The sequence below is a fragment of the Parafilimonas sp. genome, assembly GCF_051953455.1.
GTDB lineage: Bacteria > Bacteroidota > Bacteroidia > Chitinophagales > Chitinophagaceae > Parafilimonas.
In genome coordinates this window covers 273568-300522 of record NZ_JBQCIT010000014.1, presented here as the reverse complement: position 1 = coordinate 300522, position 26955 = coordinate 273568, and the positions used below count along the sequence as shown (strand labels likewise).

Genomic DNA, 26955 nt, shown 5'->3' with positions numbered 1-26955 from the left:
ATAATAGTTTTTAAGAAATCGATAATTCCTCGAAAATGAAAAATTATACCCTTATTGTCAAGCTGACTTTCTTGCTTATTTCAACATGCCTCCCTGCAATTTCGTTTTTACAGGCGCAGACGATAGACTTATCGAAGCCCGTCGGCTCTACAGGCGGTTTAGGCGCCTCAAATGGCGCAGGCGGTCTTACTTACACTATACCGATCGAAACTACTTCAGGCATTAATGGCTTACAGCCCAACATTAGCCTGGTGTATAATTCACAGGGTGGAGACGGCAACTTTGGTTGGGGCTGGAGCCTGTCGGCAATATCAACGATAACTCGTGCTGGAAAATCAAATTATTATAATGGCATAAATGCGCCGGTTTCATTTACCAATACCAATGATGCTTTTGTATTGGATGGTCAAAGGTTGTTTGTTACATCAGGTACAAATGGCGCGAATGGGACTGTGTATGGAACAGAAAATGAGCAATATAATAAGATAGAATCATTTGGAGGTACTGAGACAAGCGGGCCAACATGGTTTAAAGTAACGCTTAAGAATGGTACGGTAATGGAATATGGTAATGCAACCAATACTAAATTGCTGAACGATGCACAAACGGGCAATCTGGTTTGGCTATTAAACCGTATAACGGATATTAATGGTAATTATGAAGACTTTAAATACAGCGTCAGTAATACAGACAGGAATTTTGCATTAACAGAAATTGATTATACAGGAAATACCACACAAGGTATAGCTCCATTGGATAAAGTTCAATTTACTTATACCGTAAAGCCTAATTGGCAAACGCAAAAGAGCTTTGTTTCAGGGGCGTCTTTTACAACCCCGTTTCTCTTAAGCACCATTAAAGTTATTCATGAAGATGATATTGTTGTTACTACCAAAACATATTCATGTAGTTATACGTCATTACATGGTCAGTATTTCCTTCAGACTTTTACAGAAAATGAGCGCGGTTCTGGTATAGAAAATTTGAATCCCTTAAGATTTACCTATGGTTCAAATACTGCTGCTGCTGATGTAGATGTTTCTCCTTCTTATGGACAATTTAATTATAATAATACTTATACGGGTGAAATAACCGGCGATGGAAAACAGGATTTGGTTGCTGCTTATTTATATTATGATAACAATGGATGGCCGCATTATACACAATATGCAGTTTTTGATGAATTTAGCAGCTATGTCGGCCAGCCGGCTATGTCTATAGCTTATACCTATAATTTTCCTACCGGAAGCACGCAGGCGTCCCAGATAAAAGGCTCAACCAATTATTATAACTTTCTAACGTTTGATTATGACGGAGATAGCAAGCAAGATGTTTTAATGGCCAATTGGAACCTTTCCGGTACTGAAATGATATATACAGGTATTACAATAAACTATTCCAGGTTTTATACTGCCACACAAGGCCAGACTTACAAAACAGTACAATACCCTTCAATTCCGCATGTAAGTTCATATACGCAGGATTTCAAGTATTCTTATAAAAACGGTACCAATTTTATCCCGGGTGATTTTGATGGAGACGGAGTTCAGGATTATATATTGATCTTAGGCATAAATAGTACCAATTCCTTCAAAGCATTCTTTTCATCTCCTAAAAAAGGCATTGTAAATCAGGAAATCACCGGCTTTGGTGTTGAAGGCACATCAACAGACCCATTCTATGCAAATTCTGTAGCTAATGCAACGGATGTTACTCCAATAGATTTTAATGGTGATGGTAAAACCGAAATATTGGTTCAAAAATCTTCCCAAAGCTATATATTATCGGTTTATCCTGTTTCAATAACAACAGGTTATAATTGGGCGGCAACTAAACTTTATACAACAGCGGCTATTAAAACCGGCTACAGGGTTTTGCCTGGTGACTTTAATGGTGATGGAAATACTGATCTGTTAGTCAGGTCTTCTGAGACTGATCCAAATGGGGCCTGGAACATTTTATATAGTACTGGTACTGTATATACCTCTTTTCCCTTTATTTTTCAGAAAAAGCCGTACCTGGAAGGTGATAATGGAGCAACCAACGCTCATTTACTCATGATCGCAGACCTTAATGGTGATGGCAAAACTGATGTATGGCATTCCCTGGATGATGCAAGTGGAGGCTTACATTCCCTGCATACTATTTACTATAGCAACGGTATACCAATGCCTGGCCAGAATTCAACCACGGCATTTGCCCCTTACACATATTCAAGAACAGAAAGCATTAATAAAAGCACCAATACCCAGACTATTTATGGCGATATTAACGGCGACGGCAAAGAGGATCTGTTGACTTTAAATGGAACAGTTAGCCGGTTTATATATCCCAAGCCATTTAAAGAAGACCGGTTACTTGTAAATTCTATTGACGGGCTGGGTAACCAGACAAACTATAATTATGCGCTTCTAACGAGCAGTTCTGTGTATCAGCGATCTACGAGCTATGATTATGACAATCCTAACCAAAGCCCGGGACAGCAAACAAATGGTAACCCTTATATGGTTATTAAAGCACCGCTGTATGCGTTGTCAGGTATCGTCATGCCTAATGGCATTGGTGGAACCACAACACTTTCATATAGTTATCAGGATGCGGCTGTAAGCCCTGTACGTGGATTTTTAGGATATAAACAGTTAACTGAAACTAATTATGCAACAAATTTTGTTCAGACAAGAATATCAGAGATTGATGCCAACCTGTTGATACCTTATGTAACTGAACAAAAAACTACATATGGCACAACCACAATATCAGATACCAAGCTTACCAATGTGCTTACGAGGGTATACCCGGGTAATTCTTTTGATAAGAGATATACTTACCGCGTCACAGAAACGAACGAGACCAATGGCTTAACCGGCGCTGCCACACAAAGCACAAATACATTCGATACTTATAACAATATCACCACAAATGTCACAGGCAAGGGTTACATGAATAGCTCAACGTTTACAGCCACGGAAACGACAACTACCACAACGGTCTTTGGTACACATAACACGCCTGTTCCTGCCGCACCGGAATCTGTAACGGTAAGCAGTACAAGAAGCGGGCAAACTGCGGTAAGTAAAAAAACAACTTATACATACGATACCAAAGGCAATGTGATCACGGTTACCGACTTTGCAGGAACGGCATTGGCTACCACGACAACAAACACATATAACGGTTTTGGCAATATCACAAAAATTGTTATTTCGGCCCCAAGTACGACAACACCTGTTACAAATTTAAGCTACGATTATTCCGGCCGTTACCTGTTACAGAAACAAATGGTGGGAAGCGGCATTACGAAAACAGAAAAATATACGTATGATCCATATTTTGGGCTTTTGGCATCGGCAACGGCTTCGGATGGATTGGTAACAAACTATACCTATGATGGTTTTGGCAGGCGTAATAAAACAACATTCCCTGATGGAAATGCCATAACAGAAACTATCGGGTGGGAAACAACGGGGGCCAGGTATTCCGTTGTTTCGCAACGTGTGGCAGATGGGGGTATGTATAAAAAAGTGTATTACGATGTACTCGGCAGGACTGTAAAAACAGAAACCGGCGGCTTTAATGGGCAAAACCTTACCAGTAGTATTGTTTATGATTACAAAGGACGAGTTTTTTCGCAAACAGACCCTCATTATACAAGCGAAACGACCGTAACAAACTTGTTTACCTATGATGATTATGGCAGGCAGATAAAAGTTGCCAATGGCATGACTTCAATTTCAACTGCTTATGCAAAGCTCTCTGGTGGCAAGTTTAAAGTAACTACAACAAATGGGGCCAGCCAGTCGAGCAGTAAAACACAGGATGGCGCCGGGCGCATTGTAAATGCCATTGATAATGGTGGTCAGCTAAACTTTACCTATGATAGCTGGGGTAATCAAACGAAGGTAGGGCTGGGAGGCAAAGCTCTGGTTACTTCCGTTTATGATGATTATGGAAGGCAAACTTCCTTAAAGGATATAAATGCAAGTACAATAGCCTATGAGTATGACGCACTGGGTAAGATCACAAAGCAAACAGATGCCAAAGGAAATGTTACGAACATGGTTTACGATGCTTTTGGCCGTGTTACAACCCGCGCCGGTGCAGAAGGAACTACCAGTTATGAATATTACAAAGATGCCGCATCCGGTAAATGCAATGATAATTTTTCCAAAATAACAGGCTTTGCCGGTGATGTTACCAGTTATGCGTATGATAATCTAAGCAGGCCAACCAGCGAATCGGTTGTGTTCGATGGAACTACATTCACCAAAACAATGGGGTATGATGCTTACAGCAACCTGAATAAAACAACTTATCCTTCCGGCGTTATTATTAATGATACGTATGATAAGAATGGCATACTTACCAAAACCACGATGGGGTCCGGCACGCCAACAACATTGTTTACGGCTACTGCCATGAACAGCAAAGGCATATACACGGGTTATACTTACGGTAATGGCAAAGCTTCAACGGTAACTTACGACCTGGCGAAAGGGACGCCTACGAGATATTATACAGCCGGCATCCAGGATTTGAATATGAATTTTAATGGCGGCACAGGCAATTTGGATTGGAGAAAAGATGCGATTAAAGGCCTTACAGAGAATTTTCTGTATGATAATCTTAATCGGCTTACCAGCGCAAAAGTGGGAACATCAGCAGCATATACAATAATCTATGATAATACAAACGGTACTTCATATGGTAATATTCAAAGCAAGTCTGACATTGGTAATTATACCTATAAGACAGGTAAAATAAATGCTGTAGCTTACATAACCAGTACGGCTGGCGGCACAACACCGCCGGGTGTGATTTCCCAAAACCTGCAACAGATTACTTATACGCCTTTTTTAAAAGCTGCAACGCTTACTGAAAATGATTACAACCTCACCTATACTTACGGACAAAATCAGCAGCGCATAAAAAGTGTATTAAAGCAAAGTGGTGCAGTTATCGAAACCAAATATTACCTGGGCGCTTTTGAAAGGCAAACGAAAGGTGGTGTTACAAGGGATATACATTATATCAATGCAGGCAATGGCTTGTGTGCTATTATTGTAAAAGAAGGCAGCACTATAACACCTTATTATGTTTATTCAGATCATTTGGGTAGCATACTTACGCTTACAAATGCGACAGGGGCCGTTGTGGTAGAGCAAAACTTTGATGCCTGGGGCAGAAGAAGAAGTGCTGCCAATTGGACGTATTCAGGTCTTCCTGTTTTACCGGACTGGCTTTATCGTGGTTACACCGGTCATGAGCATGTAGTGCAATTTGCTCTCATAAACATGAATGGGCGCATGTACGATTATTTAACGGGCAGAATGATTAGCCCGGATAATTACGTGCCTCTGCCCTGGAATACGCAGGGATATAACAGGTATGGGTATGCAAATAATAATCCATTAGTTTACACCGATCCTGACGGTAACTTTTTCTTTCTGGCTCCTATCATCATAGGTGCTGTGGTTGGTGGTGTGTTTGGAACAATCCAATCTCTTGAACAAGGCAAATCTCCGTTTTGGGGATTTGTAAAGGGCGCAGCAGTTGGTGCAGTAGGAGGATATATAGGCGGAAGTTTGCTGTATGGAAGTTTTGCAAGTTTGGGAATGGTTGGATCAGGAATAGCAAATGGCGCAATTACTGGTGCTGTTACAGGAGGCCTAAATTCAGCGCTTAACGGCTCAAACATCTTAAATGGTATTGGAACAGGGGCTCTAATCGGAGGAATCACTGGGGGAATTCAGGGCGCAATAAAAAGATTATCCTTGAAACCTGTGGATAGCCAGCTGCCAGGGGATCCCTCTCTCACCGGAGAGACGTTTGATTCTCAAGAGCAATTGGATAGTTATATTGATAACCATATTGGTAACACAGATCAATTAGAATCAGATTTCAACACTAAGGTTATGTTGGGAAATGCAAGCGATTTACCTAAAGGTTATACCTACGATGCTTCAAATAATATGATATATAATAGCAAAGGAGGTTTAGTCGGTGGTTATACCAGTGATTATAGAGGAGGATGGTTTAGCACGTTAAAATCCACAATACATATCAGTCCTGGTGTCGCTGGATATAACAGTAACGGCGTAAATTTGGCACATATGACCATTGCCCACGAATTCATCCATGCATATCATATAAATTTAGGTCTTGGCAGCAATATTTATAATACATACAGCGAGAAGGCTGCATCATCATATAGTTTAGTATACTCTAAGGCTTATAACTTGTCGCCATGGCTAACAAACGCTTATAGAAGTCTTGTTGGTGATGGCCAATATCCTAAAGCATATTCATGGCTTAATTTGATTGGCAAATTAAATTTTGGATTAATTCCCAGATAATGAAATTTTTAAGCTTAATTATTATAGCCGCATTTATCGTTATAAATGGAATTTCCTGTGATAACGAAAAGAAGGATCAACATCAGGTTTTCTTTTTTATAGATGAATTAACTCAAAAAATTGATTTAAAGAATGGTGTGTATATAGTCGAAAGGCTAGAAGGGAAAATGGAAATAAAGTTTACCCTATCTCACAAAGAAAAAGAAGCCATCCAAGAACGATATTATAGCCTACATTTAGATAAAATAGATTCTTTCAAGCACTTTAATGATAAGTGTAATATCATGCCTAAGATATTCACGACGTTAAATGTTTCGAGGGATGATCAATTAGTGCAAAAAATAGAAATAGATGAGAGTTGTAACGACTTTTATATGCAAAACTGCACTCAGGCCTATCATATTAAAAGTTTTCTTAAATTTATTAACGATATTTTAAAGCAGAAAACTGAAATTAAAAATGCACCAAAATCTGATTTATTATTAATGTAAGCAACACCACACCATCTTAATAAAATAAATGATTAAGCACCTTGAAGCGCTTACATTTAATCTCCATCGTAAAATTAAAGATCTCGTCCAATAAGGAAGCTGGAACTAAAACAAGTATCATCTAAGTTAGAGTGGCTTATTTGGCAATTATTATAAGATTTACACAACAGGCCTTAGAGTTGATGAGGGTGATGTCCTACATAATGATAAATGATAACGATTAGAAGTATGAAGAAATGGAAGTTGAAGAAGATCATTACTTATATAATACTTCTATTAGTTGCAGCGGGTATGATTTGCCCTTTTGCAAAAGGTATTGTTGATAAATTTTATTTGAAAAGAGAACACTTTTATGCAATAACTGATAATATATCTTTAGGAGCCCCTCAAAAGGCTGAAGGAATTAATACTAAATTTACATTTCGAATTAAAGGTAATCGCTATGCCGGATTTACAACCCTGCCACTTAAAATCGACGGTACTAAATATTTTATTAAGTTCTATCCATTGAACCCAAATCGAAATGAAGCGACAACCGTGATTGCAGATTCCTCGGATATCAAAAATTTACCACAAAATGGCTATAAAAAATTGCCGCATAATTAATTTTTTTCTTTTTTCATTTTTATCGTATTCTGGCTTTTCACAAAAACCAGAATACCTTCATTTGGTACCTCAGAATAATCAAACAGCTAATTCAATTTTTTCTAACATAGAAGTTGTAGATACAAGGTTTGATACTGTTTACATGGGCTTTGTGCAAAAAGGCGCATTTAACCGTAAAGCGCCTTTTCAGTTAGGGCAATCAATGAATGCAGAGGTGCAGCAATTCGCAAATGCTTGCATTGCTGGTGCCAGTAAACAAGATGGAACAGTGCTTGTTAATATTCGTAGCTTTTTTATTTCAGAAGCTGAAAAAGCAACTGCTGAAACAGGAACATTTGTTTTTAAAGCCGGATGTTATTTTAAAAACAATTACAGTTATGATTTGATGTTTACCGTTGATACTTCGGTAACATTAAGATCAATGTGGGATGTAACAAAAAAATTAGAAGAAGAAGCAAGTAAACAGCTTGGTAACATTATTAAGCGTGCAGCAGGTTTTGATACAATCCAACTTCAAAAGACTTCCTACTTATATACAGACATTGAAGATATTGATGATTTAGAAAAGAAATCCATTCCGGTATATAATGTTCTGTTACCGCAAAAAGGTTTGTATATTAATTATGAAGCATTCAAAAACAACCAGCCAACTGATACAAATTTTATAGCAGAAATACATTCAGTAAAAAATATCCCTGTTTTTTACTCTGTTAAAGATGGCTATACAAAGGGGAAGCCTATTAAAACAAAAAATTATTATGCTATTTGCGATGGTGAGCAATTATACATATCAACTAATTATGGCATTTACCCGGCAATAAAAAACACAATGATTTCTATTTTATAGGTACTGGAAAAGAAGCCGGTAATACCACAATTGTTTCTTCTGCTTATTTAATGTTTGGTTTGTTAGGTGGTCTAATTGCTTCAATTCCCCAGAATGCGACTTTTGAATTTAAAATTGATCATTCAACCGGTGAGTTTTTACCTGTTAGAAAATTAAACTAAAAACCAAATTTGTGCTGAAACAATACTTTTCTTAACTTAGTATTTAAGGGTTTAGGGTTGAAAAAATCCCACCAGTCTTGGCGGGATTTTTTATTTGCAGAACCCACGTTGCTTTCTACCATTACAAGCCAGCCTAAAATTTGTTTAAACAATTGGAATATCTTCTGCCAACATTTTATTACCAGGCTTATCATAATAAGTACAGGTCATATGCTGCATGTCAACTATCCATTTTTCAACACCTGCTTCTGCAGACTGCCTGCAAAAAGTGAGATAGTCGGTCTGTCCCTGTTGGTGAATTAACAGGCTATGTTTAAGGTTTTCCATATTACCTGTTTCTGCAACCTCCACCGGCGCCCATTTTGCATCCACCGAAAGGATAAAGTTGTTTCTACCATTATACTGAATGTGACCGTCTGAAACAAAATGCTCGTAAAATAAAACGCCTAAAGATTTCATTTCCTGCACATACGATGGAAAATCTATGCCGCTTCTAACTTTAGAATGTGCCGCTTTAATTTGCTCAATTGTAAACATTATTTAATTTTTTAATTGTAATAATGCTGCAAAACTCGAATAATGGGTAAAGCCTGTATTGTAAAAAATCGTTTATTACAAAAGCCGTTTAAAATTATCCGGCGTGTCGCCAGTGTACTGTTTAAAATCTTTTATGAAATGTGCCTGGTCAAAAAAATTATGTTCAAAACATAAATCGGTAAGCGACTTCGCTTTTTCCAAATCATTTAAAACGGCATTGAAACGAATGATAGAAGCAAATTTTTTAGGAGTAGTTCCGATAAGGCTTCGAAATCTTTTTTCAAATGGGCTCTGGCTGACAAACAGCTTTTGGGCTAACTCTTTTATTTTAATTAAGCCATTTGATTGATAAATAAGTTTAACAGCTTCAACAATTAGTTTGTCTTCTTTTCTCTCTTTTAGTTGCGACAACAAAAACTGTTCAATAATTTTTATTTTGCCTGTATGTGATGCAGCCGATGATAATTTATCCTGCGTTTCGTCAATTTTATTTTTTTCAAAGATGTTGTCAAGCGAAACACTCTGATCAAATAATTCATGTGCTGGTAAACCGGAAAAATAAGCAAAACCGGTTGCTGTGAAGTAAACAAGAACAGTTCCTGTAACGACGGTGTTTTCAAAAATTTTGAAACTGTTTTGTATGCCGGTAATGCCTGCTGTTGCCAAAGTATTTTGTACATTATTTTCGAGGGAATTTAAAAATCCTTTGTATTGAAAACCTATGACAAGTTTTGTTGAAGGAAAAACTTTGTATATGCTTTGTTGAAAACTTTCAGAGATTGCAAAGTGATTTATATAAGGCTTTAACTCATCTATTGGTATGATTTTATAGAAGCTCATTTTTATGTGAAGTTGCAGATTGAAAATTTAATCAAAGATTGAGGACATCGTGATACGATCTAGGAAAAATTTAAGCATAGCAATTTTAACGATCTATAGTTTTTAATATGGATTGAATCTCGGAAATATTGACGATTGTTTGATCGGAATTCCTAAAGTTTTCAATCATTCTATTATTGTAAAAATTAAAATCAGTAGCGTTATGGTAACCTTCTTCGAGCAAATGAGCCATGGATTGTTCACAAAATTTGGTAACAATTTCTAAGTCGCTTTCACTTTTTCCGGCAAAGCCATTCAATAATTCTAGCAAAATATTACTTGCATTTTCACTAAAATGACTATGATTTTTGAAACGCTCCTCAACAACCAGATACATTAAATCTTCTATTTCTTTTAATGCTAAGACAGTATCAACATTGTGAATGGATAAGCGTCCCTGTATTGAGTAAGGAGATTTTTTATTTATCCTAACAAAATTCATAAGAAACTTAAAACCGTATATATCTCCTAAATGAGCGAGATGTCTTGCAGCAACTATTTTTGTTTCATTGCTTGTTGTTGAAGACTCCAAAGCCTTAGTAAGGGATGAAATTGCTTCAGCAGGATAAGTAGGCTCTATTAGCTCTATTAAATGGGTGTACCAATATTCATTATAATTATCTAGTCTCGAAATAAATTCACTAAGACTACTAATATTACCACCTAACTCCAGATAAATATCCGCAATATCGCCAAGGTATAATCTCCCATATCTTTTTTCAAGAATAATATTTAAAATTTCATCTTTGGCCTTTTTTATTTTTAATTGCCTGCACAAGGCTAAATGAGTACCCAAAACACTATCGAGCTTTATTCCTTTTTGGATATTTAATAAAATTTGCTCCTTTAATTTTCCAATACCAGCTGGTGAGAGATTCTTAATGATGAGTTCTGCAATTGACTGCCTATTATTTACTTTATTTGTTTCGAATGTTCTAAGGCCTCCTGCATCTAACCATATCATCTCAATTAAATACGATTCGGATGTTTCCAGTTCAAACTTTTCAAAAATATTGCCTAATCTTATCTCAAGCTTCCGCCAATGAAACCGGTCACCCTCTTCCCATTTGCAGTTTTCGAAATTTGCTTCAGGCAATTTTTTATAATAATAATTTTTCAAAATTTCCAGATAAAACTGCTTGTCTTCCTCATTAATAGAATAGTGAAGTATTTCTTCAATTCTAAAAATTTCAAAATTCTTTTCATTATCTAACCATTTTAAACAATCATTCAATAGAACTATTTCCTTCTTATTTCTAAACTTCGATAAAAAACTAAAAATAAAACGCGAATCAAATTTTCTACGTTCAAAACTGTTATCTACATCAATATATAGTTCATCGTCTGGTATGGCTTTTTTCCCGTAAGCATTAAAGTAATTGATTACACCTTGCTTAAAAGCTATTACAGTGGCTATGTATTTTCTATCGTTTAGCCTTCTTTGTTCTTCCAACTTTAAATAGGTTTCATTTTCCCCCCAGTGTCTTTTATCAAAAATCCTTCCTTCGGTTGCATCTTCACATAACTGGGAAAACTGGTTAGAAATTTCTTCTTTTTGTTTATATCGAAGGCCGCTAAGGCAATTTTGTAGACCTTTTAAGTCATTTGTCTCTTCATATTCGAATAGGACATAGTCATAAGTATCTGAGGTTATTAAAGCCCCTATCTCCCAATTGTGGTCAGCAAAAATCTTTTTTATTAAAATTCGCGTTACTACCCAGTGAGTACCTGTTTCTTCCAAAAATCGATCAATGTCTTTAAAGTCTTCTCGTAAATGTTGTTTGCCAATCGCAGGAATATAAAAGGCAATGGGGAAAATAATTAAGGGATCAGTTTTATAAATCTCTATGCATTTATCAAATAATTTTGCAATAAAGTCTTTACTAGTAACGCTCCGGCTACCATAAAGTTCAAGCCAGCTTTTATCCTGCATTTTATTAAAAAGCTTCCAATAATTTGCCCTTGAATTTGTTGATACAAGTAAATCTTCGAGGCTAAATGAAGATCCATGATGATCTATTTCTTTATTATACTTTATAAGAAATGGTATTCCAGCCAAAGCGTAATCATAAAAACTATCACTTAGCCTCAAAGCAGTAATTAGGCTATACAAATCATCTCTGTATGCATGTTTTTCAGGAAAATACTTACTTAACTTATTCAACAAATCCAGGTTGCCAATTTTATTAGAAGTTAAAAGTTTAACCAGTTGCCCCGCATAATAGGGGTCTGATGTATGGTCAATTCCATTAACCACAGTTTCCAAAATTTCGGTTTTGAATTTTGCAGGTATATCTGTGAATAACAGTATGCGTATGCACATGTCCTTGATGCGTTCAGAAACATCTCTTCTATTCAAACAACTCAATAAATAAGAAGTAATTGTATTAATACCATCAATAAATCTGCCTATCGTATCTTCATAAATTATTGTAGTTCTGGCATTTGTTTTTATACATTTTTCAATGAGCTTTTGAAGCAGGTCTAATTTAAATGTTGAATCAAATCGAGACGGTTCGGTTTGAAAAAGAAGCTCTATATTATCCTGTTCAATTAAACTAAATACTTGACTATATAATGGATTCTCTAAGGGAAGGATTGACAATAAGGTTGATATTGTTTGAACCCATTTGCCTTTTATTTTTCTGATATGCGTACCAACAGTAGAATATTTAACTATTTGCTGAAAAGATAGTTGAGAAAGCAATAGTGCAGCTAAATATTCCTGGAACATTGCGTTTACAAAACTCCATGAATTGTTATTGATACTAATCATAGAGTTATGGCGGAGTAATTCTATTTCATCAATATCAAAAAGTTCTTGTACTTGTTCATATTTAAAGGCATTTACACCGGCAAACTGCATGGCCAAGGCAAAGCGAATGATTACTTGTTCAAATTTGATATGAGCGTCTTGTATAACCTGTCCATTTTTTATGCGCCTTTTTAAAGAGTTTTCAAATGATTTGTTTAAAAACAATTTAATAATATCAATCCTGTTCGAAGGTATTTGCCCTGACATATTATATTCTTCAACCAGGTTAACAAGATAGAAAGGGTGGCTTAAAAAACCAGTAATTTTTGATTTATCAGCTAATAATACAAAATCGTCTATGCTTCCTTTTAATATTCTGCTCAGGTAATTATTACGGTCTTCCTGTCGGATACCATACAATTCGAATAACTCAAATTGTTGAAGCTTTTCTTTAATTCCTAATTGATCATAAAATTGTTTTCTACAGGTCACTATAATGCTTACGGAAGGATAAGAATCTGCAAACTGTTTAATATGTGTAACAATGTCCCTAAACCTATCTGTCGGAGCTTCATCTAAGCCATCAATAAAAAGCATTATATCTTTCAAAGGAATATTTTTCCAATAGCGGAATTTTTCATCGAGTATGCTTTCAAGTGATGCGACAAACACATCTTTGATTTCAAGAAACAGGGGCTGTAAACCCGAAGCATTATGCTGCAATTCAAATGCAGCTTGCTTTAAATAACTGCTTTTGCCCTGATATGCATCTCCAATGATGCAAATCCTCTTGCTTAAAATTCTTTCTTTATCAAGTAATGGTATAAGATCATCAAGTTGCCTCCCACTATTCCAACTCATCCACTCAATGCCTTTTGAAACAGACTTATAAATTTTGCGCGGTATATAGTCATTTACCGGCTTTATGTATATATATTTTTGTTGCGGAATGCAGAATAAGTCAGCAGCTTCCTTCCCAAAAAAGTGACTGACAATTCCCCAGTTAGATTTAAGGTATTTTTCTATGTCTTGTCTACCCCAGCAATGAAATTCGATTCCGTACTTACTCAATAATTCTTCTTTAAATTTTGCAATTGCAGTAATTAATTTTTTGTTATTGGTATCTATGCTGGTGGCTAATATAAAATGACTACTCTTTGCTGCAAGTTCGTTCCCTGTAAATTCGGATACTATTTTTTCAAGATCAGCTTCAGTTAGTTTTTTTACTTTTTTACATTGTACATTTAGTTGCTGGCCATGCTGGTAATTAAAACTTAATAAATCTGTGCCGCTTTGTTTATTGCCTTGTTTAAGATATTCCTGAAAATCACACCCAGGAAATTTAAACTCGGCAATAAGTATGCAAAGTTGCTGGAAATAGTCCCAGTTAAATTTGTTCCAGTTTAGAGAATTAGAAATCATAGATGCAATAAGTAAGCAATAAATAAGGTATGAAAAATTTATTTTATTGACAGACGTGTGGAAAAATGTTTATGCCACATTTGCAACTATTATGTAACCACAGCAATCGCAAGTTTCGTTTAATAACGCTTCCATTGCTTGTCTGGAAGGCACAGCGAATGCTTAGTTATTATACACAGTTCTTCTAACTTTAAACTAAAAAACTATATCACTAAGAGATAGATGGTCTATAAAGAATGCATATGTTAACAATTTAAGTATTGACGACTTGAAATTTATTTTTGGTCAATCAGAAAAAAAATTGGACGATACAATAAAAGTATCAGACTTAATAACGTCACGAACAAATAATTTGATAACGATTATTTCTGCGATCATTATTGCTTTGTCTGCATATATTATACAGCAATGGCAAACCGGAGATATAAACAACAAAATTTGGTCTGCGATTGCCGGTTTTGTTTATTTAATTTCCCTGATTGTTTACATAATAAGAAACATCCTCCCAAACAATTATTATGTACCAGGTTTATATCCAAAAGATGTAGTGATTGATAAATATTATAAAACTAAATTCCCTAAAGACGTGTCATTAATATTTGTCATTATGAACGAAATAGAAAATTATGAGTTTAGAATATCGTCAAACGAAAAATTGAACGATGATAGATGGGCAAAATATATCTGTTCTGTAATAGCATTGTTATTAATGCCGCTTACAGTTGGAATTTTGTTTTGTGTATTACAAATCACTCATCATTAGAGCCGCCCTTTCTTTGCATGCCTGCATCGTTTTGGCTTCTCGTAGAGAAATGACTTGTGTCTGTTGGGTCTGGCCTCAAAGAAGAAATGTCAACTGTTGTTGTGGTTTGTTGTTGAGATTGTCCGCTTTGTTCTCCAGAGCTTTGACTGTTTGAATTTTGTTGAGTGTCGTCCATAAAATGTGAATAATGCAAAGATTTATGTTATTATAGGTAGCACCAAATTAAATTTCACAAATCAAAGATTTGATAACACTACGGCGTAGTCATGGAGACTACCCCGAGCAGGGGTCCCGCTTACAATCGCTTTACATAGGATACTTTTGTTGTGCGTAGTTTTATATATTATTTTAATTCGACTGGATTTATGTTGTCAGCCGAAGCACATATTTTTACACTTATCTGTTTGAATTTAGTGTCAGTTTGATTGTATTTATCACCTTTAAAGTAATGGATTGAATGTTGTCTTGCGCTAATATTGTAGGCACAGCTTGTTTCATTTGGTTCTAAAGTTAAGATAGGTACTCTATATCCTTCATAGGTATTTGGGTCTCTTATTTTTTCATCATCAATATAAATGGTAATTATTGAAGAAGATTTATTTGTAAAACAGATATCACCTGTGTTTTTAATTTTACAATCATCAAGTTGTCCATTGTCGTAAGCAGAATTGTTTGTTTTTATAATGATTGGTAGAAGATTAGAGGAATCAACGTAACCATAAATATTTTTTCCGTAACGGTCTTTTCCCATAGGCAATATCCACCAATTAGAATTTGAAACTCGTCGTATTAAAACAAGTTGTCCATTTTCTAAGCGAATAGTCTTACTTGCATAAGCTTCATAGTTATTACCAGGCCCCATTCTAACGTTTATACCGTTACCCTTTGTATAATATAGATTACCCGGTAATGTAACTTCTCCTGCATTGACTAAATTAATTTTGTTTTCGTCTAAAACGTTAGCAATTTTTATGTTACCCTTCTCTGATTTAATCCAAAGTTCATTGTTGTTTTGTATAAAAACCCTTGAAAGATTTTTATTTACTTCGGTTACATCTTGAATTATAATTACTTCATTTTCAACTTTGAAACCTCGTTCAAAAGCGGCTATTTCTGGTTCCTCCGCTACTATTGTTTCCAAACTTGCACCTTCAATAATTTCACTTCCTGCTATTGCTTCTCCAGCAAACAATTCTGCAACACAACTTGTGAATAAGATAACAATAATACTCCCTAATAAGAAGAGTAAAAAGTTGCTTGGTTTCATATGAAAGATTTGAAGTTAAACGAAGTATTTATCAAATGTAGCAGTTAATTAAAAATTACGCCCAATGAGAGTTTGTGAAAAAAACCTTGTTGTTTACTCAAATATACACATGATGTAAATAGCTTAAACAGCATGTAATTATTGCTTTTAAAAAGCATGCAACCCAAAAGCAACTATTCAACAACGCCTTCATTGTTCGTCCTGCAAACGCAACGAATGCTTAGTTATTGTATGCAGGGCCAATATGAAATCTAAATCCTCGCAAGAATTGAATCAACTGCATCCAAGCATTCATCAATTCTTTGTTTGTTTAATTGTACTTGTTGTCCATGAACAGGATAATAATTAGCTCGCATCTGGCTAAGTCTATTTCCAAGATGTGCCGTTACTACACCTGCTGTATTAAAATCTCTGAGTAATGCGGAGTAATTCGTTCTAAAGTCTTGAATATTATTTGTCGCAACAGGTCTAGTTGTAAAATAGCCTGGATTTGCTGTATAAATATTATATAGTGCTTGGATTGAAGCATCGGACAAAGCATTAAAAGCATTGGCAGCTCCTTCAAACTGTGTTAACCGATTGCCTATAAGTAAATGTATAAGTGGAACATGCGTGTGAAATTGGCCTGCTTTTGTAGCAAATGTCCAAGCCCCATAAATTGGATGAGGTGGATTAGTGCCATGTAAAAGTATTGCCATCGCATTTGAAGCAGTTCTTGAAGAATCATCTGCATTAACAGGGCATAATAATCTATCACTGGCTGTTATAGCTAACTCTGTATAAATACCAAAGGCAGGATTGGTGTCAATAAAAACCATTAAATCCCTATTATTATGTACTCTTGCAAACTCGTCCGCATACGCTCTAAATATATTATGAATCCAAACCCAAGGTTGACTTGTTGGAGTCAACGCAGGTGCGTTAGCCTGATTTACAATAGCTGGGGAAATGGGTTCTAAATTACCGTCACCAGAAAGCAAAAACAGGTTATCTGTAAGGTTATTATTATAAGCATTTACGGAAACAGTAAAAGTGTCAGGGTTAGGTAAAGCGCCACCTTGACCACCCGCAATTACAGTACTTAAATATCCTACAACTGTTTGAGGAGTCGCGGCCGTACAAAGGTTTATAACATTTGTCTCACCAATTGTACCGCCACCTAAAAGCATCATGCTTGAATTGGCTTGAGGGCAGAGGTCAATAACTAAAACGTTTACATTGGGATTTACTTCTGCGTATCTGGTTGCAAGATGAAATGTAATTGTACTTTTACCCACCCCACCTTTATTGTTCCAAATTCCGTATCGATTTAAAATTGCCATTTAATATAAGTTTTTGTGAAAGATAATTTACGAAGAAAATTAAACCTGAGTTGAGGTGCTCGTCAGCCCTTGCATACAAAAATATGCGAAAGTTTACAGGCAAAACAATTTTTTAAACCACCCGATTGCCAGGTTTTTATTTAAGAAATGCGCAACCACGCACTTTATAAGTCAGTGTAAAGTTTGTTTAAAATGGATAGCAAACTCAAATTCAATATCTGATAACACTACAACGTAGTCATGGAGATTACGCCGAACTGGGGATACTCTTGTTGGCTGTAGTACTTTAGTAAAATTCAAAAGAACTAAACTCTTCATCTGTTGGTTTCGTGAATCTGTCAATAAATGCTTGCCCCCAATGTTCATGATTATCAGAAAATAAGGTTGGAACGTACTTGTCAATTACTGTATTGTCTATAATCTTTAAACCTATCATCAAGCCCACAATGTCTTGAGGAACTATTTGCTTGAATGCAATGGTTATTTCAATTTGATTGTCGTCTTCAAATACAATACCCTTGAAAGCGTCAAAAACTGATTTTAAAATATTATCAATATCCCTTCTTTCATAAAATTTTTTAAGTCCTGTTACACCAACCGTTAACAAAAGTTTTTCCTTATAAGGCCACCTTTTTTTTCGTTTTGCTACCAACTTTGCTCTCATATTTCCAATAAACTCTTGAGAGCCTCTTGAACCTTCTCCTTTCTTAAACAACGGTACATTCAATTCAGGAAAAACTTGTTTTATTTTCTCTTGCATTTCTTGAGAAATGGGTTTGAATTCTTTCTTTGAAGTCGGCACCTCAATTCTATGAAAGACGAATATTTCATCAATGTCAGGGTTTTGAAAGAATTGAACTGTTCCCATGGTATTAATGCTAACGTTAAAGCATTGGCGATGTGGCGGTAGTCTGTGTTCCGTCAGCCCGGTGCCGCTGCTGATTAAAGATACAAAAGCTCATTGTTTATTTTATTGCTCGGCATTATTCGTTGGCCGGAACTGATGCCGAATAACGGGATGAAAATATATTCGTTGCTCCGCCATATTGCCAATGCAACGTTATATGCAGTTAATTTGAGTCCATCTGAACTATGCGATTTTCGATGTCCTCTAATAATTTGAATACATATTTAAAATAGTTCGTCGCATTAAGTTTTGCAAAGTTTTCCATGTGCAGCGCCTGTAAGGGAGGAATTACTTTTGGATTCATACTTATTTCTTCAAGTTTAGTTGGTTCATTCAATGTCCCTTGAAACATTTGCACTTTGTCTGGAAGATTTGCGAGGATTTTAGTTGCGTCTGCATGAGAAAATCCATTTCGCATTAATTCTCTGACTGTAGTAAATAAAGTGTCCTTTTCGCTTTCTGTTATGAGATTTTCTTTTCTACATAACTCGATTGAATTTCCAAGATTAATAGAACTATATTTTTGATGGGGTTCAAGAAATACAGAATTCCATTTTTCAGTTGGAATACCTTTAATGCCGACAGCTTTTGTAATTAAAGCCAGTTTTAAAAGCCTTTCCAAAATATGATTAGTCAAGGTAATTGTCGCAAAGTGTAATTCTAAGATTATGCATTTTGCAGCTTGAAATACAATTGGGCTGAAAGCAAAAAATACTTTGTACCTATAGTCAAAGTAATAATTTACTTCTGTAAAATTTTCGTCAAGCTTGCTTATAAAGTCGTCCCTAAAGAGTTGTTGTTCCATTCAGTAAAGCAACCTCGATTGTAAGTTTTATTTGCACACAACAAATATAAAAGTATCCTCAAAGCCCCGATTAAAACCCCGTATAAAAAAATCCTGTGGGGCTTTGTAGATGCAAAGTTAAAAGCAAAGATTTGATAACACGGCAATTAGTTATAGAAACTACACCAGGCACCGGTGAATGCATCGTCCGCATTGCGAGACGATGCACGACATAAAAGATACAAAAGCTCATTGTTTATTCCGTTGCATGACGTTATTCGTCTGCCGAAACTAAAGCAATTAGCAATATGTTATTCAGTGCTTTTGAGTTGCCCCGCCCTATATGCCAATTGAACTGTTAGTGTCAGTTCAAGGTATGTCCAACACATATAACTTACAATTCTTATGAACTTCTAAAAGCGCGTCCAATACATTATTTAAATCCAACCTTTCACCACGAAACATCAGAGAATTATCAAATGAATTATATCCGCGGTGATCATTACCATCAAAACCTCCTCTGAGAGATGGATTCATTGCTAAATCAATATAAACACCGCCGGTACGATGATCAAACCAATCTTCAATCCGTTCATCATAATGTTCGAAGTGATTTCTAAAATTTCGATTTGATAGAATATTGTCTGCCTCCACTTTTAGCATCCCTCGCAATCTTTTTCCACGTACCCGATTCTTACCTGGCCAAAGAATCTTGGATATATTGGCTGTTGAGACAAGTATTGATTGAATTGAGCACCAAACTTCTAAGCGATCAAAATTTTTATGTGTAGCCTGTAATCTTTCAAAGGCTCTTTGTGCAATCTTTGATTGTAGTAAAATCTCACTAATAAAAATCATGTCTTGAAATTCATTCATATGGTGCAAAGGCTGAATTACCACTAACTCAAAAATATGCCAAAGTTAAACTACCTAGCTGCCAGGTTTTACTTAAGAAATGCGCAACCACGCACTTATAAGTCAGTGTAAATTTTGTTTAAACTGAATGGTAAATTCAATTCAAAGATTTGATAACACTGCAACGTAGTCATGGAGACTACGCCGAATATAAAATGGCGCGAAGATTTATTTCAATTAGAAATCAGGAAAATCTAACAAGCCAGAGAATAAATTGTAATCATCTCTTTGCTTTTTTTTAAGTGTTCGTTGTTCATACTCTTTTAAAAGAGAAGCATCTGTTCGTAAGGTGCTTCCTTTTTCATGAAATCTCTTTAGAACAGACTCTCCATGCAAATTTTTTTCGAGGCTATAAAACTGATCCCTTCGAATTTTATTTCTATCAAGTAGTGTTGTGTTGTGACTTGTATAAATTAATTGCGAACCATATTGGTTGAACGATGAATTATTAAAAAATCTTACTAAAGTTTCATAAAGGGCGAAATGAAATTTGCTATCTAATTCATCAATCATTAAAATTCTTTTATTTACAATCGAGTCTAAAAAAAGACCAATTATTCCAAAGAATTTTTTTGTGCCTTCTGATTCTTGTTTGCGTAAATCAAACTGTACTGTGCCTGCCTCATTTCCATTTTCGTCAAAAATTTTATGTATGGTATGAACAGTATATCTGTCTTTAGGTAAAAGCTCATTTAACAACATGAATTCAATAAAATCTACACCTACATCGCCGCTTTTCTCAGATAATGAAACTTTCTTGTCAAAAAACGCTTCAAACCCAACGTTCCCATCTTTTATAACTCTTAAAAAAACTGATTTGAAAATATCATCACGTAATTTTTCTGTGGCAAAGTCTATAAACTTATCAGTATCTAAATTTTCAATAATTATAATTTTCTGAAACCATTTTAATATATCGACAGCTGGTTGAACATTTAAAAAACTTAAAACAGATAAGAATAAAGTGTGATCCTGAACTCTTTTAAAAAGAGAATCAATGGAATTATCGGCTTCCTGATTCCAAGTTTTACTATAATTGATAATGCGCTTATTTCTATAAAACAAATTATTTTCTCTAATTTTTGGTTCAGCATAAAACAACCACTCTTCTAAAACTGCTCCCTTTAATACTTTATATCCATATCGGTATTTTCTATTGTTCAAGAAAAAGGATACTTCAAATTCTGTAGGGTCCGTATTGTTTTTTCTCAACAAAAAAGGTATTGTCGTTGACTGGAACACATTAGTTGAAGAGTTTCCAGAATACAATACGGCATATTTCATAGTAGCTAAAGCTTTTAATAAATTGCTCTTGCCACTTGCATTAAATCCAAGTATGCCAATAGATTTAACTAACCGGTAATCCCATTGTAGGCTTGGCGGTAAAAAAGTATTTTCCTTTCCGGTTTTTATTGAAGTTGCCTCAAATGACAAAATGCTTTTCGAACCGAAGGACATAAAGTTTGATAATGTAAAACTTATAAGCATTACTAAAAAAAGGCTAAACTACAAAATTGTTTAAAACACAAGATGTGTAAAATTATTTCCATATCAAACTATTTATTAGTCGTAAATTTCGTTTGAAATTACATTTGAAATAATTTTAATCTTGATGGCTTTATGAAAGAAAGTATGAAAAAATTTAAAAACTATATAAACTTGAATAGCTCTTAATAGGAAAACAAAAGCCTCAAGAGATCCTACCCTCTGAGGCCTTTCGGAAAAGAGTTTGAAACGTGCTCTTTCCTGGTCTTGTTTTGACTTAGTAAATGTAGGTGTTGTTCAGTATATAAACAACACTTGCTTTTATCAGTAGCCTAAACCACCGGTATAACAAGCCTTCTTACACGTCTTCAGGCTACAAGCCTTGCTAATCCGTAAGCTAATCGCAGGTAAGTATATTAATTTAAACAATTGGAAATGGCTTGTTACATTATTAATTACGATTTAAGAAAACAAAAAGATTATGAAAGTCTAATCGCTGCAATTAAATCTTATGATACTTGGGCTAAAATTTTAAAATCCTGTTGGGCAATCGTTACAGATAAATCTGCAGTGGAAGTAAGAGATCATCTGTTGAAATATATGGATGCAGATGATGGGATATTCGTTATAAAGTCTGGCAGGGAAGCTGCTTGGCGTAATGTAGAATGTAGTGATGATTGGTTGAAAAAACATTTATAGATCATGAGCCAGAGATTTCGAATATTATCAATAGATGGTGGTGGCATACGAGGTATGATACCAGCAAAAGTTTTGTCCGAACTAGAGCAGGAGCTAATTAGAATTAATCCGGATAAAAAATTGTACGAGTACTTTGATTTAATCTGCGGTACCTCCACCGGCGCTATCTTAGCTATAGCCATTTCTCTGGGAATTCCTGCTTCAGATTTAGTAGAGTTTTACAAAGAGAATGCACAATTAATATTTCCAAAATGGTATCTCAAGATATTACCTCGCAGCAGCCGTGCCATAGTTACTTCAATTTACAGTAACAAACAATTAAGAAGGAAGTTGAAAGAGATTTATTCTGCTGCGAATGGCGGAACGCCACCAACACTTAATGATTTAAAAGCCAAAGTATGTATACCAACATTCAATGGTATTGATGGTAAGATTAATGTACTAAAGACACGTCATAATGCGGAATACGTACGTGATTATAAATTGCCTGCTCATGAAGTAGCGTTATCAAGTGCTTCTGCGCCTGTTTACTTCCCACCACATACATTTTCCTTTTCAAATGAGCACGGTTCAGGTCAAAATGTAAACATGATTGATGGTGGCGTCTTTGCTAACAATCCCTCCCTTATTGGTATTCTTGAAGCTACAGATAAGATGGGGCATAGTTTTTCCGACATACAGCTTTTATCCTTGGGTACCGGTAAGGGTAAACACGTCATTAAAACCGGATGGAAGCCAAAAGATATATGGTATTGGTTATTTCCCAAACCCCGGTTGTTTGATATCATTTTAGACAGCCAGGCACAAATAACCGAGCAATATATTTCCTTCCTTAAAAGATTGGTGGCAAAACAGGATAATGTTTTTGATTATATGCGCATACAATATGACTTAGGTAGTGATACTATTAATTTAAATGCTTCTGATAAAAAAGATATACAACGGTTAGAAGCAATCGGCGATGAATTATCAAAGAATAACATTCATAATATTTTAAAATTTTTAAACCAGAAATAATATGGCAAACTGTCACGAACTGTTTCAGATATATCACGGTGAAATTTGTATTGGTGGTAACAAAAAAAACAAAATGATAACTTCTAAAGGTAAGCTAAGAGAGCGCATACGAAAATGGTTTAAAGAGAATCATCCGGAGTACGAACCAAAATTCTTTATTCAGGGTTCACATAAAATGAAGAATGGTATTCGTACGGAAGAAGATATATGTGATTTGGATGATGGTGTGTATTTCTTTCGTGAACCAGATGTTACTGCTACCACTTTGCAAGGATGGATATGGAATGCGGTAAACGGTTATACGAATACAACGCCGGAACACCGAAAGAAATGCATTCGTTCAATTTTTGCAGGTGATTATGAAATTGATCATCCTGTCTATTACAAAATTGATGGACAGTGTTATCGCATTGCTGTTAAAGATGTCGGTTTTGAAGATAGTGATCCAAAGGCAATGGTTGACTGGTTCAATAAAAGGAAAGATAAAGATGGAAGATTAGTAAGAGATACCATGTTTCTTAAAGGATGGTGTGATCATCATGATAAAAAAATGCCAAGTGGTTTAGCTATGACAATTTTGGCATCTAATGCCAAAGAGAAGATTGTGTTAAATGAAAGAGATGATATAACCTTAAAAGACATTTTGAAGGAAATAAAAAAAACATTGGACAGTAGATTTGAATGCATTGCACCGGCCATGCCTAATGATGATTTATTTGCTAACTACAATGATGATAGGAAGGCAAATTTTCTAACATCTCTGCAGGAATTTATTGATGATGCAGAGGCTGCGTTAAGGGAAGAAAATCAGCTTAAGGCGAGTAAACTGTGGCGGAAACATTTGGGAGATAGATTCCCGTTAGGAGAAGATAATAAGGAACAAAATAATTCGAGAATATTTACAGCTACGGCAATTGGCGCCAGAACTGCCAACCCTTATGCAAAATAATGGTTTCATAAAATTTAGGGTTGAAGCTGCAAATATTCAGGAAATATATCCTAAGTTAATGTATGCAGAAACAGAAAATAATGTTCCATATATACATGGGGAGCTGGAATTAAAGGATGCGAATGGATTGTTAGTGGATAGTTATTTCATAAAAATGCAACCAACACCAGAATATCCTTCTTATTTCCCCCATGTTTTTGAAACAAACGGAAGAATACCCGTTAATATTGACTGGCATATTTATACTGATGGGCATTGTTGTATTAAATCTATTCCGGAAGAAATATTTATATGTCGAAAAGGGATGACATTGCATCAGTTTATACAAAATGAGGTTATACCATATTTCTTTAATCAAAAATATAAAGAACTGCATGGCTATTTTTTGAATGAAAGATCTCACGGCGATAAAGGCAATTTGGAGTTCTTTAAAGACATCTTCCAAACAAATGACCTGAGAACAATCAAAACCGCTATTGAGCTAAATATCTCAAAAAAAGAATATAGCAAAGTTGCTAAATGTTTCTGCGGAAGCGGAAAAAAGTACAGTAAATGTCACCGCAAAGCCTTTCGTACTTTAAACGTATATTCTACAATAGAACTTAAATATTTTCTCTCTTATTTCAGTTAAATTAGAACAAAATCCGCAACCGCAGGTTTCGTTCTAAATTGCCTTCATTGTTCGTACTTCGTACGCATCGAATCTTAGTTATTAGCTGTAGTTTTCCTTCTTAGCTTTTCATTAAATAAGTTGTCAAATTCTTCAATTCCTTTTTTTGCTTTTTCAATTAAGTAATTATAATACTCCTCATAGGAGGCGAAGCTACGATTGAAATCCTTCTCTGCTTGTTCAAAAAACATTTCAAACACTCTCAGATCAAAATCATTGGTATTAAAATCTTTGTAGTCTAAGTTAGATGAATTGAAAGAAATATGAAAGTACTTCCAATTTAGAGCTTCAAACGTTTTTAGTTCAGCCTCTGAAAGTTTATTGTACTGTTCTTTGAAAAATACAGGAAATCCAGCTGATATATAATCATATAGCGGCTTAGTTTCTTTGGAAACTAAAAACTGTTTGCTTTTTATCCATTTTACCCTGAAATAATTTTGAAATTCCTCCCAATTCAATAGCAAAATGTTTGTATTCTTTACTGCCTCATGAGAACCGCTTTGAAAACCAGCTTTTGAAATAATTATTCCATAGTTCGCTCCGAAGTCGGTCACGGCCGTCCTAAACGCATGTACAATGGTTTTTGGGACAGGATTATTCCAAAACTTACATTCACAAAGTATTTTGCTCTGCGGGATTTGCTTGTTATTGACAGCGAAAACATCAATGTTGATAATTTCTCTTACCGTTTTAATATCCTTTTCAACGTCAGTTTCATAGCCTAATTCGGAAAGAAATCTAGCAACCTTATTTTGTAAGTCTCTCCAATCTTTGGGAGTTTTAGAATATATATCCATTTTGAAGCAGAAGTCAAATTACAGCTAACGGAACAGGGCTTGCTGCTGTGCTGGTATTTCATAATGTTCAGCCCGGAACTGAAGCCCACAATAAAATTAATGATGGTGAAGTTAAAAACAAAAGCTCAATAGAAATACGTCTGACCGAACCGCCGCTGGCAGCGAACAGAAAGATGAGGGTTTATTCGCCAGCATAGGAATCCATGTTAGGTGATGTTTATCTGAACAAAATTTTAAATTCTTTGTGCTCGACTTCAACTTTTACATCCAACCACCCAACAAGACCTATCGCTTTTTTAATAAGTTTATAAAAATCGATTTTAGAGCTATTAGATTCTATGACTCTAATGTATTGTTTTCCAAATTCGATGTTGATACTTTTTAAAATGTCAGTATCAGAAAGATTATCGTCCTTATATTCTTTTAAAGGTTCTATAGTATCGATAATACCTAAAATGTAAAATAGTGGAAACTCTTTAAAATTAATTGGCTTGAAGCTTATTAACTCTTTCAAGTCAAATTGGTCACAAATATCTTTTGATTGTACCCAAATATTATGAATGCTTATTGCATTTGAAGCTATTTCATACTGGTTCTCTAATTTCTTTCCCCAGAAAAGTGTGTCCTCATTCTTTCTTTTCTTTTCACGTCTTATTTTGACAAGTCGGTCAAAGAGTAGTGTTCCTCCTAAAATACCATGGTCAACAACACCCCATCTTCTTTTGCGAAATAGAAAATAGTTATTGCGAAGACTTAGTAGTTCTTTGCATTTTGTAAATTTTCTATCAAGCAGAAAGTATTGAATATTGAACTTTTCATTCAAATCGGCAATTGAAACAACGTCCTGTAGTTGATTTTTATCTTCCATTTGATAAGCGTTGTCATGGAAAAGTGCAATTAAAAACCAAATGAACGGGAATGATTTATATCCAGGGTCGTTGCTACCTAATTTATACTTTTTATGAAATGAAGTCTGGTAATAAATTAACACTCCTAATAAAAAAACTGAGCATATGTGATTAGGAAGTCTAAGGTCTATTGGATTTATTTGACAAGATTCAAATACTTCAACTTTTCCGCCTTTTTTGAAGTAGTTTAAGATGAAGTCTGAATAGTTTGAACTATCAATAAAAGGCTTTTCGCTTTCTAAATCATTATTAAGTCCATAGTAGTAATGCCATTGGTCAATTGGCAATTCGTTTATATACTCATAAAGACTCTTCATATTTAGTGGGGGTCTACAAATATCGCCTAACGCTAATCTGTGTTATATAATACGAAACTCCTCAAAAAACCACTATTCAAAATCAGCACTTTAATGTTATACAA

21 protein-coding genes are annotated in these 26955 nt (G+C 35.1%); 9 read left to right on the top strand and 12 right to left on the bottom strand.

Features of this window, described 5'->3' with window-relative positions; all coding sequences use genetic code 11:
* The first annotated feature begins 35 nt into the window (after positions 1-35).
* The 4 genes from ACTHN6_RS05960 to ACTHN6_RS05945 all read left to right on the top strand — a co-directional run bounded on the left by ACTHN6_RS05960 (position 36) and on the right by ACTHN6_RS05945 (position 8297).
* Complete coding sequence (locus tag ACTHN6_RS05960; protein WP_440434811.1) at positions 36-6353, top strand: SpvB/TcaC N-terminal domain-containing protein; 6318 nt, start codon at positions 36-38, stop codon at positions 6351-6353.
* Positions 6353-6844, top strand: a complete 492-nt coding sequence (locus tag ACTHN6_RS05955; RefSeq protein ID WP_440434810.1) for a hypothetical protein — start codon at positions 6353-6355, stop codon at positions 6842-6844. Before ACTHN6_RS05960 ends, ACTHN6_RS05955 begins: the two co-directional genes overlap by 1 nt.
* Positions 6845-7072: 228 nt before the next feature.
* Positions 7073-7450 (top strand): hypothetical protein, encoded by a 378-nt coding sequence (locus ACTHN6_RS05950; protein WP_440434809.1) that lies wholly within the window; start codon positions 7073-7075, stop codon positions 7448-7450.
* Positions 7422-8297: a hypothetical protein gene (locus ACTHN6_RS05945; RefSeq protein ID WP_440434808.1), complete on the top strand. Its 876-nt coding sequence runs from the start codon at positions 7422-7424 to the stop codon at positions 8295-8297. The genes ACTHN6_RS05950 and ACTHN6_RS05945 overlap by 29 nt, the downstream gene beginning before the upstream one ends.
* 305 nt (positions 8298-8602) lie before the next feature.
* Here the strand turns inward: ACTHN6_RS05945 and ACTHN6_RS05940 are convergent, their stop codons facing one another.
* The 3 genes from ACTHN6_RS05940 to ACTHN6_RS05930 all read right to left on the bottom strand — a co-directional run bounded on the left by ACTHN6_RS05940 (position 8603) and on the right by ACTHN6_RS05930 (position 14051).
* On the bottom strand, positions 8603-8995 hold the full coding sequence (locus tag ACTHN6_RS05940; protein ID WP_440434806.1) for a DUF1398 domain-containing protein: 393 nt from the start codon (positions 8993-8995) through the stop codon (positions 8603-8605).
* 75 nt (positions 8996-9070) lie between these two features.
* Positions 9071-9835: a helix-turn-helix domain-containing protein gene (locus tag ACTHN6_RS05935; RefSeq protein ID WP_440434805.1), complete on the bottom strand. Its 765-nt coding sequence runs from the start codon at positions 9833-9835 to the stop codon at positions 9071-9073.
* 85 nt (positions 9836-9920) lie between these two features.
* The gene (locus tag ACTHN6_RS05930; RefSeq protein ID WP_440434804.1) at positions 9921-14051 is read right to left on the bottom strand and encodes an NACHT domain-containing protein; all 4131 of its coding nucleotides are present in this window, start codon (positions 14049-14051) and stop codon (positions 9921-9923) included.
* Positions 14052-14319: 268 nt separating this feature from the next.
* Here ACTHN6_RS05930 and ACTHN6_RS05925 point away from each other — a divergent pair, with 268 nt between their 5' ends.
* A complete protein-coding gene (locus tag ACTHN6_RS05925; protein WP_440434803.1) occupies positions 14320-14814 on the top strand; it encodes a hypothetical protein in 495 nt (164 codons plus the stop codon).
* Here the strand turns inward: ACTHN6_RS05925 and ACTHN6_RS05920 are convergent.
* From ACTHN6_RS05920 to ACTHN6_RS05890, 7 genes are all read right to left on the bottom strand, one after another.
* Entirely contained in the window at positions 14801-14989 is a 189-nt protein-coding gene (locus ACTHN6_RS05920) for a hypothetical protein (RefSeq protein ID WP_440434802.1), read from the bottom strand. The genes ACTHN6_RS05925 and ACTHN6_RS05920 overlap by 14 nt on opposite strands.
* A 168-nt stretch (positions 14990-15157) precedes the next feature.
* On the bottom strand, positions 15158-16081 hold the full coding sequence (locus tag ACTHN6_RS05915) for a hypothetical protein (protein ID WP_440434801.1): 924 nt from the start codon (positions 16079-16081) through the stop codon (positions 15158-15160).
* 251 nt (positions 16082-16332) lie between these two features.
* The gene (locus ACTHN6_RS05910; RefSeq protein WP_440434800.1) at positions 16333-17403 is read right to left on the bottom strand and encodes a ParA family protein; all 1071 of its coding nucleotides are present in this window, start codon (positions 17401-17403) and stop codon (positions 16333-16335) included.
* Between the two features lie 286 nt (positions 17404-17689).
* A complete protein-coding gene (locus ACTHN6_RS05905; RefSeq protein ID WP_440434799.1) occupies positions 17690-18271 on the bottom strand; it encodes a RusA family crossover junction endodeoxyribonuclease in 582 nt (193 codons plus the stop codon).
* Positions 18272-18473: 202 nt separating this feature from the next.
* On the bottom strand, positions 18474-19115 hold the full coding sequence (locus tag ACTHN6_RS05900; protein WP_440434798.1) for a hypothetical protein: 642 nt from the start codon (positions 19113-19115) through the stop codon (positions 18474-18476).
* A 348-nt stretch (positions 19116-19463) separates the two neighbouring features.
* Complete coding sequence (locus ACTHN6_RS05895) at positions 19464-19970, bottom strand: hypothetical protein (protein WP_440434797.1); 507 nt, start codon at positions 19968-19970, stop codon at positions 19464-19466.
* A gap of 216 nt (positions 19971-20186) precedes the next feature.
* Positions 20187-21467: an AAA family ATPase gene (locus tag ACTHN6_RS05890; protein ID WP_440434796.1), complete on the bottom strand. Its 1281-nt coding sequence runs from the start codon at positions 21465-21467 to the stop codon at positions 20187-20189.
* 462 nt (positions 21468-21929) lie between these two features.
* Between ACTHN6_RS05890 and ACTHN6_RS05885 the strand changes: the two genes are divergently transcribed.
* From ACTHN6_RS05885 to ACTHN6_RS05870, 4 genes are read left to right on the top strand one after another with little or no spacing between them, the layout of a single operon-like run.
* Complete coding sequence (locus tag ACTHN6_RS05885; RefSeq protein WP_440434795.1) at positions 21930-22193, top strand: hypothetical protein; 264 nt, start codon at positions 21930-21932, stop codon at positions 22191-22193.
* A gap of 3 nt (positions 22194-22196) precedes the next feature.
* Entirely contained in the window at positions 22197-23210 is a 1014-nt protein-coding gene (locus tag ACTHN6_RS05880; RefSeq protein WP_440434794.1) for a CBASS cGAMP-activated phospholipase, read from the top strand.
* A gap of 1 nt (position 23211) precedes the next feature.
* Positions 23212-24159: a cyclic GMP-AMP synthase DncV-like nucleotidyltransferase gene (locus ACTHN6_RS05875; RefSeq protein WP_440434793.1), complete on the top strand. Its 948-nt coding sequence runs from the start codon at positions 23212-23214 to the stop codon at positions 24157-24159.
* A 58-nt stretch (positions 24160-24217) separates the two neighbouring features.
* A complete protein-coding gene (locus ACTHN6_RS05870; protein ID WP_440434792.1) occupies positions 24218-24790 on the top strand; it encodes an SEC-C domain-containing protein in 573 nt (190 codons plus the stop codon).
* Between the two features lie 74 nt (positions 24791-24864).
* On the opposite strand, the gene ACTHN6_RS05865 is transcribed toward ACTHN6_RS05870, so the two are convergent.
* Both ACTHN6_RS05865 and ACTHN6_RS05860 read right to left on the bottom strand, forming a co-directional pair.
* Positions 24865-25626 (bottom strand): restriction endonuclease, encoded by a 762-nt coding sequence (locus ACTHN6_RS05865; protein WP_440434791.1) that lies wholly within the window; start codon positions 25624-25626, stop codon positions 24865-24867.
* Positions 25627-25843: 217 nt separating this feature from the next.
* Positions 25844-26851: a hypothetical protein gene (locus ACTHN6_RS05860; RefSeq protein ID WP_440434790.1), complete on the bottom strand. Its 1008-nt coding sequence runs from the start codon at positions 26849-26851 to the stop codon at positions 25844-25846.
* Positions 26852-26955 lie beyond the last annotated feature (104 nt).